Origin of the sequence: Accumulibacter sp., assembly GCF_036625195.1 — a bacterium.
Classification (GTDB): domain Bacteria; phylum Pseudomonadota; class Gammaproteobacteria; order Burkholderiales; family Rhodocyclaceae; genus Accumulibacter.
Window position 1 is genome coordinate 4,818,666 of the sequence record NZ_JAZKUG010000001.1, and the last position, 16,251, is coordinate 4,834,916.

At 66.9% G+C, this 16,251-nt stretch carries 3 protein-coding genes and 1 pseudogene; all 4 read right to left on the reverse strand.

Annotated features, from left to right (window positions below):
* Nucleotides 1-14: 14 nt before the first annotated feature.
* Complete coding sequence (locus tag V5B60_RS20650; protein ID WP_332349810.1) at nucleotides 15-6,809, reverse strand: beta strand repeat-containing protein; 6,795 nt, start codon at nucleotides 6,807-6,809, stop codon at nucleotides 15-17.
* 461 nt (nucleotides 6,810-7,270) lie between these two features.
* Nucleotides 7,271-12,304 (reverse strand): DUF4347 domain-containing protein, encoded by a 5,034-nt coding sequence (locus V5B60_RS20655; RefSeq protein ID WP_332349812.1) that lies wholly within the window; start codon nucleotides 12,302-12,304, stop codon nucleotides 7,271-7,273.
* A 167-nt stretch (nucleotides 12,305-12,471) separates the two neighbouring features.
* Nucleotides 12,472-12,751: pseudogene (locus V5B60_RS20660) on the reverse strand (addiction module antidote protein); the annotation flags it as partial.
* Nucleotides 12,752-12,847: 96 nt separating this feature from the next.
* A complete protein-coding gene (locus V5B60_RS20665) occupies nucleotides 12,848-16,153 on the reverse strand; it encodes a BTAD domain-containing putative transcriptional regulator (protein WP_332349814.1) in 3,306 nt (1,101 codons plus the stop codon).
* Nucleotides 16,154-16,251: the final 98 nt, after the last annotated feature.

Genomic DNA, 16,251 nt, shown 5'->3' on the forward strand with positions numbered 1-16,251 from the left:
TGGGATTCCTGTAATCAGGTGATGACGAAATCGAGTTGGCTCAACGTCAGCCCACTGCCGAGACTGGCGATCTGCACGGGGCCGGCTCCGGCGTTGCCGTTGGCGTCGTAGTACAGCGCGCCGCTGCTGGCGTCGTAGATGAGGTAGTCGTCGGCGTCGGCGGCAGCGGTGATTCCGGCACCGGAGCGGAACGAGCCGGCAGCCAGGGTGCCGGTGCTCAACAGTGAAGTGAAGATCGCGTTCTCGAGTTCGATCGTGTCGTCGACGACGTTGAAGTCGCCGATCGTGTCGCGGTTGGTCGCGGCGTTGGGCAGGGTGTCGAAGCGGAAGATGTCGGCGCCGAGGCCGCCGAGCAGGGTGTCGTTGCCGGCACCCCCGGCGAGTGTGTCGTTGCCGTTGCCGCCTTCGAGCCGGTTGGCCAGGCCGTCGCCGGTCAGGGTGTCGGCGTAGGTCGAGCCGACGAGGTTCTCGATCGCGACCAGCGTGTCGCTGCCGGAGCCGCCCGTGGCATGGGCGCCGGCAACGGCGAGGCTGACGCTGACGCCGCTGCTGGCACCGTAGAGGTAGCTGAGGGTGTCGTTGCCGCCAGCACCGTTGAGGACGTTGGCACCGGCCCCGGCGTAGAGCAAATTGGCGAGGGCGTTGCCGCTCAGGCTCGCTGCGCCCGTGGCGAGGATGCGGCCGTTCTCGACGTTCGCGCCGAGGGTGTAGGCGGCGAGCGAGCTGAAGACCTGGTCGATGCCGCCGGTGGCGGGATTGGCGTTGCTTTCCGTGACGCTGTCGCCGGCATTGTCGATGTAGTACGCGTCGGAGCCATCGCCGCCGCTCAGGCTGTCGGCACCGGTGCCGCCCCAGAGGGTGTCGTTGCCGGCGCCGCCGTCGAGGCTGTCGTTGCCGGCACCACCATTGAGGAAGTCGTTGCCTTGCGCGCCGTTGAGGCGGTTGGCGTTGCCGTCGCCGGTGAGGGTGTCGTCGTAGGTGGAGCCGCTGAGGTTCTCGATGCCGGCGATGGTGTCGCTGCCGGAGCCGCCGGTGGCTTGGGCGCCGAGGATGGCGAGGCTGACGCTGACGCCGCTGCTGGCGCCGTAGAGGTAGCTGAGGGTGTCGTTGCCGCCCGCGCCGTCGAGGAGGTTGTTGCCGGTGCCGGCGTCGAGGAGGTTGTCGAGGGCGTTGCCGGTGAGGTTGGCGGCGCCGCTCGCCAGGATGCGGCCGTTCTCGATGTGGACGCCGAGGGTGGTGCTGGCAAGGTAGCTGAGGACCTGGTCGGTGCCGCCCGTTGCCGGGTTGGCGTTGGTCTCGCTGACGCTGTCGCCGGCGTCGTCGAGGTAGTAGAAGTCGGATCCATCACCACCGAGCAGGCTGTCGGCACCGCTGCCGCCCCAGAGGCGATCGTTGCCGGCGCCGCCGTCGAGTGTGTCGTTGCCGGCGCCGCCATTGAGGAAGTCGTTGCCTTGCGCGCCGCTGAGGCGGTTGGCGTTGCCGTCGCCGGTGAGGGTGTCGTCGTAGGTGGAGCCGCTGAGGTTCTCGATTCCGGCGAGGGTGTCGCTGCCGGAGCCGCCGGTGGCCTGGGCGCCGGCAAGGGCGAGGCTGACGCTGACGCCGCTGCCGCTGACGGCGTAGAGGTAGCTGACGGTGTCGTTGCCGCCGGCGCCGTCGAGGAGGTTGTTGCCGGTGCCGGCTTCGAGGAAGTTGTCGAGGGTGTTGCCGGTGAGGTTGGCGGCGCCGGTGGCGAGAATGCGGCCGTTCTCGATGTGGGCGCCGAGGGTGTAGGCCCCGAGGTTGCTGAAGACCTTGTCGGTGCCGCCGCTGGCGGGGTTGGCATTGGTCTCCGTCACGCTGTCACCGGCGTTGTCGACGTAGTAGGAGTCGGAACCGTCGCCGCCGATCAGGCTGTCGGCGCCGGTGCCACCCCACAGGGTGTCGTTGCCGGAGCCACCATCCAGGGTGTCGTTGCCGGCACCGCCGTTGAGGAAGTCGTTGCCCTGCCCGCCATGCAGCGTATCGCTGCCCAGGTCGCCATTCAGCAGGTTGTCGCGCGGATTGCCAGTGATTCGGTTGTCGAGACCATTGCCGGCGCCGGTGGTCGAGTTCCCCGCAAGTTGCAGATTTTCGACGTTCGCGCCCAGCGTCAGGGCTGGCAGGTAGCTGATGACCAGATCGGTGCCCTCCCCGATGGCCTCCACGTACGTGTCGCCGGCGTCTTCAATGACATAGACGTCGTCGCCGATGCCGCCAGTCAGCGTATCGCTGCCACCGCCGCCATTCAGGACGTCGTCGCCTGCACCGCCGTCGATCGCGTCGCCAAAGGGCGAACCAAGGAGGATGTCAGCGGCCGGCGTTCCGGGCAGGGTGACGGAAAGCGGTGGCGGACCGTCGTTGTCCAGGATCGTGCCCGTCGCAACCGTATTGCCGAGAGTGGCGTTGATCGGTGACTGTAGTTGCACGGTGAAACCCTCGGGCGTTTCAGTTTCAGAGTCATCCCGAACGGTCACGCGGATCGTCCTGGTCGTGTCGCCCGGTGCGAAAACGAGCGACCCTGACTGCCCGATGAAGTCGCCATTCGAGAAGCTGGTGGCAGTTCCGTTGTAGGTTTGATAGGAAACCCGGACGACGTTGGCACTGGGGGCGCTGAGCGTCGCGACGAAGTCCAGATAGCCCTGGCCCTCGACGGCAACGGCATTGCTCAGGTGGATCGCCGGCGTGACCACCGGCGACTGATCGTTGCGCGAGATCAAGACATGCCCGGAAGCTGTGCCGACAGTTGCTCCACTGGCTTGCGTGAGCGTTACCTGAAACAGTTCGGCCGGCTCAGGCGCGGAATCGTCGACGATGCCCACGGTAATCCACTTGGCGGTTTCACCCGGCGCGAAACCCACCGTCTGCGCAGGGAAGATAGTGAAATCCGATCCGGCGACAGCGCTGATTCCCAACACCTCGTAGTTGAACGTGACGTTGCCGGCGCTGGGCCTGTCCAATAGCATCGGAACGTAGACCAGGCCGGCCGACTCGTCCACCACGGCATCGGCGACGTGCACTACGGGCGTTCCGGTCGGTGCATCGTTGTCGATGATCGTCGCGATCGCGACATCGCGCGCGATCGTCGCGTTGGCGCTCGCGTGGTCCAGCCACAACCAGAAGTTCTCGGTCGGCTCGATGGTGGTGTCGTTGGTCAGCGTCACCCGCACTGTCTTGACCATCTCGCCGGGGGCAAAGCTCAGGTAGCCTGACTGCCGGATAAAGTCACGGCTCGAATAGTCTTCGGCCGTTAGGGGGGTAGTCCCGTAGTCGACCGTCACCGTTCCCGTGTTCGGCCGATCCAGACGCACGAGAAAATCCGCGTAGGTCTGGCTTTCGCCCACGACGATGTCGTCTACCGAAATGTTCGAACTGCTCGCCGAGGCCGCGTCGTTCTCGGCAATGATCGCCGTCCCCACCGCGTCCAGCGTCGTCGCTCCGCTCAGCGCCGAGAGGACGAGGTTGAAGGCTTCCGACGTTTCGCTTGCGCTGTCGTTGAGCAGCGTCACCTTGACCGTCTTCGCCGTCTCGCCCGGGGCAAAGTTCAGGCTGCCGCTCGTCGCCACGTAGTCGCTGCCGGCGAGCGCGCCGCCGTTCTGCGTCGCGTAGTTCAGCGACACGACCCCGCTCGACGGCCGGTCCAGCGTCAGCACGAACGTCGCTGCCTTCGCCGCTTCATCGACCACGAAGTCGTTGATCGTCAACACCGGCGTTCCGGAAGTCGCATCGTTGTCGATGATCGTCGCGATCGCGGCATCGCGCGCAATCGTCGCGTTGGCGCTCGCGTCCGACAGCCACAACCAGAAGTTCTCGGTTGGCTCGATGGTGGTGTCGTTGGTCAGCGTCACTCGCACCGTCTTGACCATCTCGCCGGGGGCAAAGCTCAGGTAGCCCGACTGCTCGACAAAGTCACGGCTCAAATAGTCTTCGGCCGTTCCGGGGGAAGTCCGGTAATCGACCGTCACCGTTCCCGTGTTCGGCCGATCCAGACGCACGAGAAAATCCGCGTAGGTCTGGCTTTCGCCGACGACGATGTCGTCTACCGAAATGTTCGAACTGCTCGCCGAAGCCTCGTCGTTCTCGGCAATGATCGCCGTCCCCACCGCGTCCAGCGTCGTCACACCGCTCAGCGCCGAGAGGACGAGGTTGAAGGTTTCCGACGACTCGCTCGCGCTGTCGTTGAGCAGCGTCACCTTCACCGTCTTGGCTGTCTCGCCCGGCGCGAAGTTCAGGCTGCCGCTCGTCGCCACGTAGTCGCTGCCGGCGAGCGCGCCGCCGTTCTGCGTCGCGTAGTTCAGCGACACGACCCCGCTCGACGGCCGGTCCAGTGTCAGCACGAACGTCGCTTCCTTCGCCGCCTCATCGACCACGAAGTCGTTGATCGTCAGCACCGGCGTTCCGGACGGGGCATCGTTGTCGATGATCGTCGCGATCGCGGCATCGCGCGCAATCGTCGCGTTGGCGCTCGCGTTCGACAGCCACAACCAGAAGTTTTGGGTCGGCTCGATGGTGGTGTCGTTGGTCAGCGTCACTCGCACCGTCTTGACCATCTCGCCGGGGGCAAAGCTCAGGTAGCCCGACTGCTCGACAAAGTCACGGCTCAAATAGTCTTCGGCCGTTCCGGGGGAAGTCCGGTAATCGACCGTCACCGTTCCCGTGTTCGGCCGATCCAGACGCACGAGAAAATCCGCGTAGGTCTGGCTTTCGCCGACGACGATGTCGTCTACCGAAATGTTCGAACTGCTCGCCGAAGCCTCGTCGTTCTCGGCAATGATCGCCGTCCCCACCGCGTCCAGCGTCGTCACACCGCTCAGCGCCGAGAGGACGAGGTTGAAGGTTTCCGACGACTCGCTTGCGCTGTCGTTGAGCAGCGTCACCTTGACCGTCTTCGCCGTCTCGCCCGGGGCAAAGTTCAGGCTGCCGCTCGTCGCCACGTAGTCGCTGCCGGCGAGCGCGCCGCCGTTCTGCGTCGCGTAGTTCAGCGACACGACCCCGCTCGACGGCCGGTCCAGCGTCAGCACGAACGTCGCTTCCTTCGCCGCTTCATCGACCACGAAGTCGTTGATCGTCAACACCGGCGTTCCGGAAGTCGCATCGTTGTCGATGATCGTCGCGATCGCGGCATCGCGCGCAATCGTCGCGTTGGCGCTCGCGTTCGACAGCCACAACCAGAAGTTTTGGGTCGGCTCGATGGTGGTGTCGTTGGTCAGCGTCACTCGCACCGTCTTGACCATCTCGCCGGGGGCAAAGCTCAGGTAGCCCGACTGCTCGACAAAGTCACGGCTCAAATAGTCTTCGGCCGTTCCGGGGGAAGTCCGGTAATCGACCGTCACCGTTCCCGTGTTTGGCCGATCCAAACGCACGAGAAAATCCGCGTAGGTCTGGCTTTCGCCGACGACGATGTCGTCTACGGAGATGTTGGAACTGCTGCCCGGCGCCGCGTCGTTCTCGGCAATGATCGCCGTCCCCACTGCGTCCAGCGTCGTCGCTCCGCTCAGCGCCGAGAGGACGAGGTTGAAGGCTTCCGACGTTTCGCTTGCGCTGTCGTTGAGCAGCGTCACCTTGACCGTCTTCGCCGTCTCGCCCGGGGCAAAGTTCAGGCTGCCGCTCGTCGCCACGTAGTCGCTGCCGGCGAGCGCGCCGCCGTTCTGCGTCGCGTAGTTCAGCGACACGACCCCGCTCGACGGCCGGTCCAGCGTCAGCACGAACGTCGCTTCCTTCGCCGCTTCATCGACCACGAAGTCGTTGATCGTCAACACCGGCGTTCCGGAAGTCGCATCGTTGTCGATGATCGTCGCGATCGCGGCATCGCGCGCAATCGTCGCGTTGGCGCTCGCGTTCGACAGCCACAACCAGAAGTTTTGGGTCGGCTCGATGGTGGTGTCGTTGGTCAGCGTCACTCGCACCGTCTTGACCATCTCGCCGGGGGCAAAGCTCAGGTAGCCCGACTGCTCGACAAAGTCACGGCTCAAATAGTCTTCGGCCGTTCCGGGGGAAGTCCGGTAATCGACCGTCACCGTTCCCGTGTTTGGCCGATCCAAACGCACGAGAAAATCCGCGTAGGTCTGGCTTTCGCCGACGACGATGTCGTCTACGGAGATGTTGGAACTGCTGCCCGGCGCCGCGTCGTTCTCGGCAATGATCGCCGTCCCCACTGCGTCCAGCGTCGTCGCTCCGCTCAGCGCCGAGAGGACGAGGTTGAAGGCTTCCGACGTTTCGCTTGCGCTGTCGTTGAGCAGTGTCACCTTGACCGTCTTCGCCGTCTCGCCCGGGGCAAAGTTCAGGCTGCCGCTCGTCGCCACGTAGTCGCTGCCGGCGAGCGCGCCGCCGTTCTGCGTCGCGTAGTTCAGCGACACGACCCCGCTCGACGGCCGGTCCAGCGTCAGCACGAACGTCGCTTCCTTCGCCGCTTCATCGACCACGAAGTCGTTGATCGTCAACACCGGCGTTCCGGAAGTCGCATCGTTGTCGATGATCGTCGCGATCGCAAACGGATTGCCAATCTGTGCATTTGCGCTCGCGGAGAACAGGCTCAACGCAAAGGTCTCCGGCGCTTCAGCAATCGCGTCGTTCACGATCGACACCGTGACGCTTCGCTCGACGACCCCGGCAGCGAAGCTGAGCACCCCGGACGCGTCGACGTAGTCGGTGCCATTCGCTGCGGTCAGTCCGCTGAGGCTCCAACTCAGGGTCACCGGAGCCAGGAGATCGGCTTCCGAAAGGCGTACGGTGAACACGGCGGGGGTAGCGTATTCGCTGATGACGATGTGGTCGGCGGTAATGACGCGAGGCATATCTGCTCCGAGAAGAAGTTTGGGTGGAGAACGGCAGGCGATGGATACCCGTGAAAGAGCACTTTGGAGAGTGGCAAACGGCGCCGGATGGTTTGACCGTCAGCTGTCAGGTGCTTCAGCTCCGCATGGGCGACCCCGATAGCGAAACTGGATCTCCCGAGCCTCCGGGGGCGGCAGCAGTTTCACCACCCAGGAACCGCCGCAACCGCAGAGCCCGCGCTCACTGCGTCGGAGGCTGCGATCGAATGTGCTGCGCGTGTGATCACGGCCTGACGGACAGACTGAGAGCAACCACGGATGGGAACGAGGAGGCCGAAAGACCATATCGTAAACTGGGAGCCGAGGCTACTCTTCTGCAGCAGGATCGTCGCGATTTACCGGCACATCCCGGACTGGCCTCGCGGCCGCCCCGGCGATGACAGGCCGCCGGGGACCGCGACGCGATGGTCTGCGCTCAGCCATCAGGTGATGACGAAGTCGAGGTGGCTCAATGTCAGCCCGCTGCCGAGTGTGCCGATCTGCACCGGGCCGGCCCCGCCGTTGCCGGCGGCATCATAGTAGAGCGCACCGCTGCTGCTGTCGTAGAGGAGGCAGTCGTCGGCGTCAGCGGCGGTGGTGAGGCCGGCGCCGGAGCGGAACGAGGTGGCGGCCAGCGGGCCGTTCGGCAGCGAGGTGAAGATGGCGTTCTCGATTTCGATGGTGTCGTCGAGGACGTTGAAGTCGCTGATCGTGTCGCGGTTGGTCGCGGCATTGGGGAGCGTGTCGAAGCGGAAGGTGTCGGCGCCGAGGCCGCCGCTGAGGGTGTCGTTGCCGTTGCCGCCGCTGAGGACGTTGGCGCCGCCGTCGCCGCTGAGGGTGTCGGCGTAGGCCGAGCCGACGAGGTGCTTGATCGCGACCAGCGTGTCGCTGCCGGACCCGCCGGTCGCGGTGCCGGTGGCGAGGCTGGCGGTGACGCCGCTGCCGCTGACGCCGTAGAGGTAGCTGACGGTGTCGTTGCCGCCGGCGCCGTCTAGGAGGTTGTTGCCCACACCGGCGTAGAGAAGGTTGACGAGGGCGTTGCCGCTCAGGCTCGCGGCGCCGGTGGCGAGGATGCGGCCGTTCTCGACGTTCGCGCCGAGGGTGTAGGCGGCGAGGTAGCTGAAGACCTGGTCGATGCCGCCGGTGGCGGGATTGGCGTTGCTTTCGCCGACGCTGTCGCCGGCGTGGTCGACGTAGTAGAGGTCAGAGCCGTCGCCGCCAGTCAGGCTGTCGGCACCGGTGCCGCCCCAGAGGGTGTCGTTGCCGGCGCCGCCGTCGAGGCTGTCGTTGCCGGCGTTGCCATTGAGGAAGTCGTTGCCCTGGGCGCCGTTGAGGCGGTTGGCGTTGCCGTCGCCGGTGAGGGTGTCGTCGTAGGTGGAGCCGCTGAGGTTCTCGATGCCGGCGAGGGTGTCGCTGCCGGAGCCGCCGGTGGCCTGGGCGCCAAGGATGGCGAGGCTGGCACTGACACCGCTGCTGGCGCCATAGAGGTAGCTGACGGTGTCGTTGCCGCCGGCGCCGTCGAGGAGGTTGGCGCCGGTGCCGGCGTCGAGGAGGTTGTCGAGGGCGTTGCCGGTGAGGTTGGCGACGCCGGTGGCGAGGATGCGGCCGTTCTCGATGTGGGCGCCGAGGGTGGTGCTGGCGAGGTAGCTGAGGACCTGGTCGGTGCCGCCGGTTGCCGGGTTGGCGTTGGTCTCGCTGACGCTGTCGCCGGCGTCGTCGAGGTAGTAGAAGTCGGAGCCGTCACCACCGATCAGGCTGTCGGCGCCGCTGCCACCCCAGAGGCGGTCGTTGCCGGCGCCGCCGTCGAGGGTATCGTTGCCGGCACCGCCGTTGAGGAAGTCGTTGCCTTGCGCGCCGCTGAGACGGTTGGCCTTGGCGTCGCCAGTGAGGGTGTCGTCGTAGGCCGAGCCGCTGAGGTTCTCGATTCCGGCGAGAGTGTCGCTGCCGGAGCCGCCGGTCGCTTGCGCGCCGGCAAGGGCGAGGCTGACGCTGACGCCGCTGCCGCTGACGGCGTAGAGGTAGCTGACGGTGTCGTTGCCGCCGGCGCCGTCGAGGAGGTTGTTGCCAGTGCCGGCGTCGAGGAGGTTGTCGAGGGCGTTGCCGGTGAGGTTGGCGGCGCCAGTCGCCAGGATGCGGCCGTTCTCGATGTGAGTGGCGAGGGTGTAGGCGGTGAGGCCGCTGAAGACCCAGTCAGTCCCGCCGCTGACGGGGTTGGCATTGGTCTCCGTGACGCTGTCACCGGCATGATCCACGTAATACTGGTCGGAGCCGTCGCCACCGATCAGGCTGTCGGCGCCGAGGCCGCCGTCGAGGGTGTCGTCGCCGGCACCACCAGCCAGGGTGTCGTTGCCGCTGGCGCCTTCGAGCCGGTTGGCGTTGCCGTCGCCGGTCAGCGTGTCGGCGTGGATCGAGCCGCTGAGGTTCTCGATGCCGACCAGGGTGTCGCTGCCGGAACCGCCGGTCGCCTGCGGGCCGGCGATGGCGAGGCTGACGCTGACGCCGTTGCTGACGCCGTAGAGGTAGCTCGCGGTGTCGTTGCCGCCGGCGCCGTCGAGCAGGTTGTTGCCGCTGCCGCCGTAGAGGAGGTTGTCGAGGTCGTTGCCGGTGAGGCTGGCGATTCCGGCGACAAGAATGCGGCCGTTCTCGACGTTCGCGCCGAGGGTGTAGGCGGCGAGCGAGCTGAAGACCTGGTCGGTGCCGCCGGTGGCGGGGTTGGCGTTGGTTTCGGTGACGCTGTCGCCGGCGTGGTCAACGTAGTACTGGTCGGAGCCGTCGCCACCAGTCAGGCTGTCGGCTCCGGTGCCGCCCCAGAGGCGGTCGTTGCCGGTGCCGCCATCGAGGGTGTCGTTGCCAGCACCACCATTGAGCAAGTCGTTGCCCTGCGCGCCACTCAGGCGATTGCCGTTGCCGTCGCCGGTGAGGCTGTCGTCATGGTTGGATCCGCCGAGGTTCTCGATCGCGATCAGCGTGTCGCTGCCGGACCCACCCGTGGCCTGTGCGCCAACGATGGCGAGGCTGACGCTAACGCCGCTGCTGGCGCCGTAGAGGTAGCTGACGGTGTCGTTGCCGCCGGCACCATCAAGGAGGTTGTTGCCGATCCCGGTTTCGAGGCGGTTGTCGAGATTGTTGCCGGTGAGGTTGGCCGCGCCGGTGGCGAGGATGCGGCCATTCTCGACGTGGGTACCGAGGGTGTAGGCGGCCAGATAAGTCAAGACCTGGTCGATGCCACCGCTGGCGGGATCGGCGTTGGTCTCGCTGACGCTGTCGCCTGCGTCGTCTACGTCGTAGAAGTCGGATCCGTCGCCGCCGACCATGCTATCGGCACCGGCGCCGCCGCTGAGGAGGTCGTCGCCGAGGCCGCCGAGCAGGATATCGTTACCGGAATCGCCGGCGAGGGTGTCATTGCCGTCACTGCCGTCGAGGACATCGTTCGCACCACCGCCATTCAGGTGGTCGTTTCCTCGACTGCCCGTGAGGGTGTTTCCGCCCGTCGGCGAATACACGTCCAGTGCAAACGGGTCGGCCATGCTGACAACATCGTTTAACGGCCTCCCTGCGGGACTGACGCCAGAATGGTCCATGTTGGCGTCACCGCCGGAGAAAGGCCATCCCCAGACGACCACCGAACCATCCGCTCGCAGCGCGGCAAAGGCACTGGCGGTGGAAAAGACCCGCGTCACGTCGATTGTTCCATCCAGATCGGACGCTACCCGCGAACTGTCGCCCCCATCCGACGAGCGCCCCCACGTGACGATCGATCCATCCGCCCGCAATGCCGCGAACGCGTTCCTTGTCGAAAAGATCTGTGTAACCGGGATCGAGCCGTCGGCGACTATGGCGCCGAACACGAATTGCCCGCTGATGTTCCATTCGTGTCCCCACGACACGACTGATCCGTCGGCGCGCAGTGCTGCAAACGCGTTGTCTGAAGGAACCACCTCGACGACATCGATCGATCCGTCCAGCGCTGTGGCTACCAGCGAGCTGTCACCGCCTGCGTGGTCGAGCCCCCAGGTAACGACGGATCCGTCGGCACGGAGGGCGGCAAACGCGCCATGGGTCGCGAACACTTGCGTGACGTCGACGAGATCCGCCGCGACCGCGGCACTGTTGGCGCCGAACACCCCGTTTCCCCAAGAGACGACCGATCCGTCGTCCAGGAGTGCCGCAAAGGCATAATCGGACGCCGCCACGTAGACCACGTCGACGGTGCCATCGAGCCTATTCGACAATTCGGCAGGGGGAGCGCCACCTTCGAACGGATGCCCCCACGTGACAAGCGATCCGTCGGCCCGCAAAGCCGCAAAGGCTTCATGATTGGAAAAGATGCGGGTGACATCGAGGGTGTCGATGGTGCCGTCAAGCGCTGATGCGACCAATGAACTGTCGCCACCGTGGACCGCATCGCCCCACGTTACGACCGAGCCATCCGCGCGAAGAGCAGCAAAAGCTGTTCCCGTAGAAAACACTTGCGTGACGTCGATCGCGCCATTCAGCGATTCCGCCACGGCGCCGCTGTCACCACCCCACCAAGAAGCCCCCCAGGTCACGACCGATCCATCTGCACGCAGCGCGGCAAAGGCGGTGGCGGTGGAGGACACTCGTGTAACATCGATTGTTCCGTCGATCTCTCCCGCGACGGCACTGCTGTCACCACCCCAAGACCCCCACGTCACGACCGATCCATCTTCGCGCAACGCGGCGAAGGCGAAACCTGTTGAAAACACCTGTGTGACGTCGATCGTGCCTGCCAGCTGGAGCGCGACGGCGCTGCTGTCGCCGCCCGACGAGGCTCTCCCCCATGTCAAAACGGACCCGTCAATCTTCAGTGCTGCGAAAGCTTCGTAGTTGCGCCACTCGCTGGCACTGCGAGTTGGATGGTACGGGGTCAGAGTAATGCTCATCCCGAGTCTGCCGCGCCAGTCAAGAACTCGAAAGGCCGGGCTGGTTGCCCGTCCTACATCCAGCCGCCAGTCGCCGCCAAGGTCGGCATGCCCGACCGGCGTCGACGCGGCCGCGACCGGCACACCCAGTCCTTCGGCGAGCGCGTCGACGAAGGCCCTGCCGACCTCGCCGTCGCCGACCGCGCAGGCGTAGAGCTGCAGATCGCCGCCGACGGCCAGCGCCTGCCCGATCCGCGCCAGCTCGCCGTCGCGCCGCGCCAGCGTGTCGCCGTCGATCTCGGTGGACCCGAGCAGGATGGCGCCCGGCCGGCCGTGCGCGACGATGCGGATCGAAGCGACATCGCGCTGCCCGTCGAGGGCTGCGCGAATCTGCCGCAGCCCGTCTTCGTCCGGGCCGACGAGCCGCCATTCGCTGTCGACGCCGAGACCCGCCAGCAGTGCCGCCCGGTCGTCCACGCGGCAATCGACAAATACCCAGTTCGTACCCATTCCCCTGCCCCCCGTCAATCGTTGGCCGACCGGCTTGCTGACTCGCGCGGCCTTGCGTCCGCCGTCCCCGCGTTCGCTTGCCATGCCGTTCTGCGGGCGAATCTAGCAGACGGCAAAGGGCTGCGGCCGACGACTTTCATCTTACGTGGAGCATACATGGTGGTCCTCTGAGCACCATCGTGGACGTCCCGACCAAGCGCCGCGCGGCCGCGGAAAAGGCGCCGCCGGGCCACTGCAGGTGTGAAGGTGACAACCGATGAGGCAGCGCACACCCTGGCGATGGTGTCGAAGCGCGGCTGGGCACCCGGACGAAGTGCCTTGTACAAGTCCTCACGGCCAATCCCGGATGCCTTGGCAATCTCGGTCATGCCGCGCGCTCGGGCAATGTCGCCCAGGACAGCCGCCAGCAAAGCGGGATCCCCGTCCTCGATCATCGCCCTCAGATACTCGGCAATCACGTGCGCTGTCGAAGTGTTCGGCCGCATCGGACTCGGGAAGGTCGGCAACACGGATTTTCTCAACCACGATCATTCCTCGATGTCGGCCGCGAGCTGTACGGCCCTGGGAATATCGGCGGCCTGCGGGGACGATGGCTGCCTTTGCCCTGGCGATCGACCGGGCGACCTCTCAGTCGCGGTCGCCGGCGCCGCAGGATGTTGCCGCGAGCGCGTGGCGAACCGCTTCCGTGGCGGGGGACGGGCGACTGCCGAGGCGATCGGCGAGCACCTCGCGGCAGCGCTGGTAGACGCGCAGTCCTTCCGCGACTTCGCCCTGCTGCTGCAGGCAGGTCATCCACTCGCGGTACAGCCGCTCGCGGCAGGGGTCGATCGCCGTCGCCCGTTCGTACAGCTTCGCCGCCTCGTCGTGCAAGCGGGCGCGACAGAGGACGGCGGCGAGATCGGCAAGAGTGCTGACCACTTGCTGGCGCAGGTCGTCGCGCAGGCGGGTGACGCACGGCAGCGGCGCTTCGCGGGCCAGGAAGTCGCCGTGGTAGTGGCGCAGAAGCTCGCGTGCGGGCACCAGCAGCTCCGCCGCCGGCGGTGGCTCGGGCGCATCGAGCAGCGCGCGGAGCTTTCCCAGCGAACGCTGGCAACACCAGAGGTCGACCCAGCAGCGGTCGGGATTGAGCCGCAGCAGCCCGTCCTCGACCAGAACCAGGTCATCGGGCTCGCCGTCGCCGCCGAGGATCCGCCGCAGCCGCGAGAGAGTGCTGTCGAAAGCGCCGCGCTCGCGTCTGCCGACCGCCGCCGCCTCGCCCGCGACCAACGGCGGACGCCGGCTCCGCCTCTTCGGTGCGCGGCACTCGCCGTCGATCGTCGCGTCCGCCGGCCAGATCTCGCCGATCACTTCGCTGATCCGGATCGCTCGGCCGCCCAGTGCGATGAGGACGCGCAGCAGTTCGAGCGGCTTCTGCTGCAGACCGTCGGTCGCGCTGATCGGCTGTCCGGCGACGACCAGGCTGAAGCGCCCCAGGGTGTGAATGCGCACGTGCCATGGCCACTGCGGCAGATCGATGCGCGGCGGCTTCAGGCGCCGGATGCCGATCAGGCGGCCGGCGAAGTCGGGGACGATGTCGTGTTCGAGGGCGAAGGCACAGAGGCGGGCCATCTCGCTCGGAAAGAAGTGGTGGTGGTTGCGGTAATCCTGCCGCGCGCCGACGGTGAAGGCACGTTGCAGCGCGCCGGCGCAGCGCGCTTCGTCGCCGGCAGCGAGGGCGAAAGTCGCTTCACACAGGTCGATCTCGTAGCGGATGATCTCACCCTGCATCAGATCGCCGTAGCGGCGGGCACTCGCGAGCGCCCGCCAGGCTTCGCCGGCCCGCCCGCAGGCGTGCAGCGCCTGCGCCAGTGACAGACGACCCAGCGCGTGCTGATGTGTTCCGCCGTAGCGATCGGCGATGGCATTTGCCGACTCGGCGGCGGCAAGCGCGCCGACGCGGTCGCCGGCGACGAGTCGTGCCAGCGTCTTCAGGTAGTCGAAGTGCGCCAGATCGACCTTGCGCCGCGGTTCGATCATCCGCTCGAAGCGCTGCAACGCCAACTGTGCGCGGTCGGCGAAGCCATCGTTGATCCACCCATACACCTCGAGTGCGGCGAGCAGGAAGTCCCACATCCGCAAGCCGTGCTCGCGCGCCAGGCGAACCGCCCGCGTAACCGTGCTGATCGTCTGCGCGCAACACCCATGGCGCCAGTCGTGCATCGCCTGCAGCGCTTCCCAGAGAACTGCGAAGACCGGCGGCAGAGCGGCTGCGTCGGGCGGCCGCAGGGCATTCATCAGCCGCTCGAGTTCCGTGTGGCGGCCGACGCAGGCGGCGTAGTAGATATGCAGGTTGCAGCCAAGAAGCAAGCGCCGGCCGGGGTCGGCGCACTGCTCGACGAGACCCAGCAGGCGCTGTTCGACGACGCCGATGTCCGGGTCCTGCGGTCGGCGGAACATCAGCGCGCTGAAGATGCTCGCCGTGAAGCGTTCGTGCAGCGCGGCCGGTGGGTCACCGAAAAACCCGCGCAGTGTTGTCACCTCATCCAGCCAGCAATCGAGCTGGCTGAAGTCGGCCCACTCGAGGCAGATCAGGTCGACGCTCGCCGACCAGGCGAGATAGGCGCCGTCGCCATCGCGGCGCTCGCGGAACAGCCGGTAGGCCCGCGCAAAGCGCTCCTGTGCCAGCGGTGGGTCGAAGTGCAGTTCGGCTTCGCCGTACCAGTAGGACAACCAGGGGTCGTCGTCGCGCAGTTCGGGGAGCAGCGCCTGCAGCCAGTCGGCGAGGGTGCGGTGGGCTCCCATGCGCAGCAGCGATTCGGCGGCGTTGCGGATCAGCTCGCGCAGCTCATCCCAGTGCTGGCCGTCGATCAGGAGCTGGGCGGCGGACTCGAGGTCGCCTGCCGCTATGAGCAGGGCTGCGGCGCGACGGCGCAGGCGTGCCTGCTCGTCGCCGGCGAGTTGCGCCAGGGCGCGGCGGCGCAGGAACTCGCGCAGCAGCGGGTGGAATTCGTACTGCGCCTGTTCCCCGCTACCGTGCAGGGTCGTGAGGAGACTGTCGTGATGCATCGCGGCCAGTACCTCTGCCGCTGCTGCGCTGCCGCACAGATCCTCCGCAATGCGGGCACTCATGCGCGGGAAGTGCGCGAGTTCAAGCAGCATGCGCTGTACGCCGGCCGGTTGCTGCTCGAAGATCTCGCCCGCCAGGTAGGCGAAGAGCGCGGCCTGGTCGGCGGCGGTGTCGGCCTGCAGGTTCCTGGCAGGAACCTGCGGCAACTGCAGCAGCAACTTCAGTCCGGCCGGCCAGCCGCGGCTGAGCTGGTGCAGCCGGGTCATCTCGCGCAGCGAGCGGGTGCCGGCCAGCGGCCGCGCCAATCGCTGCACGGCGAGCGATTCGTCCTCGGTGAACGGGAGTTGTTCCGGGTCGAGGACGGCCAGATGCTCGTTGGCAAGCAGGCGCGCGAAGTCTGCCATCGGCCGCACGCGGCTGGCGACGAGCAGGCGGACGCTTGCCGGCGCCTCGGCGATGGCGGCCACGACCAGCGCGCGGAAGGTCGGCGAGGAAAGAGCCTCCTGCGTGTTGTCGAAGACCAGTGTGACGGGGCCGGGAAATCCGCGGTAGAGGTCGGCAAAGTAGTGCCGGAAGAAGGCCCGCAGATCGCTCCCGGCCAGCGAATCGAGCGGCAGCATGCTGCCGGCGGCGGAAGCGGTCGCGCTCCCGGTCGCCTGCCGCAGGAAATGGCAGCAGCCGGCGGCATCGATGTCGGTGCGATCGACCTGATACCAGCACGCGGTCCGTTGTCGGCTATCGAGGTAGCTGCTGATGAGGGTGGTCTTGCCGGCTCCGGCGCAACCGGCGATCCACACGGCCGATGCCCGCAGCCCGTCGTCGATGAGCCGGAACAGGCGCTCACGCACCAGCACCCGCGGCAGGCGCGGGGGACAGAACTTTCCCAAGCGTCGTGACCTCCTCCAGTTGGCGCCGCTTCCTGGCGCCGGTGATGCGGTGCCGGGTTTCCACCCTTCGCTGCGCGTTCGCCCGCGCGGAGCGGCGG

Bases quoted from the DNA above. Each gene is read 5' to 3' on its own strand.
- V5B60_RS20655 (WP_332349812.1), bottom strand. From the start codon at position 12,304: ATGGCAAGCGAACGCGGGGACGGCGGACGCAAGGCCGCGCGAGTCAGC.
- V5B60_RS20650 (WP_332349810.1), bottom strand. From the start codon at position 6,809: ATGCCTCGCGTCATTACCGCCGACCACATCGTCATCAGCGAATACGCT.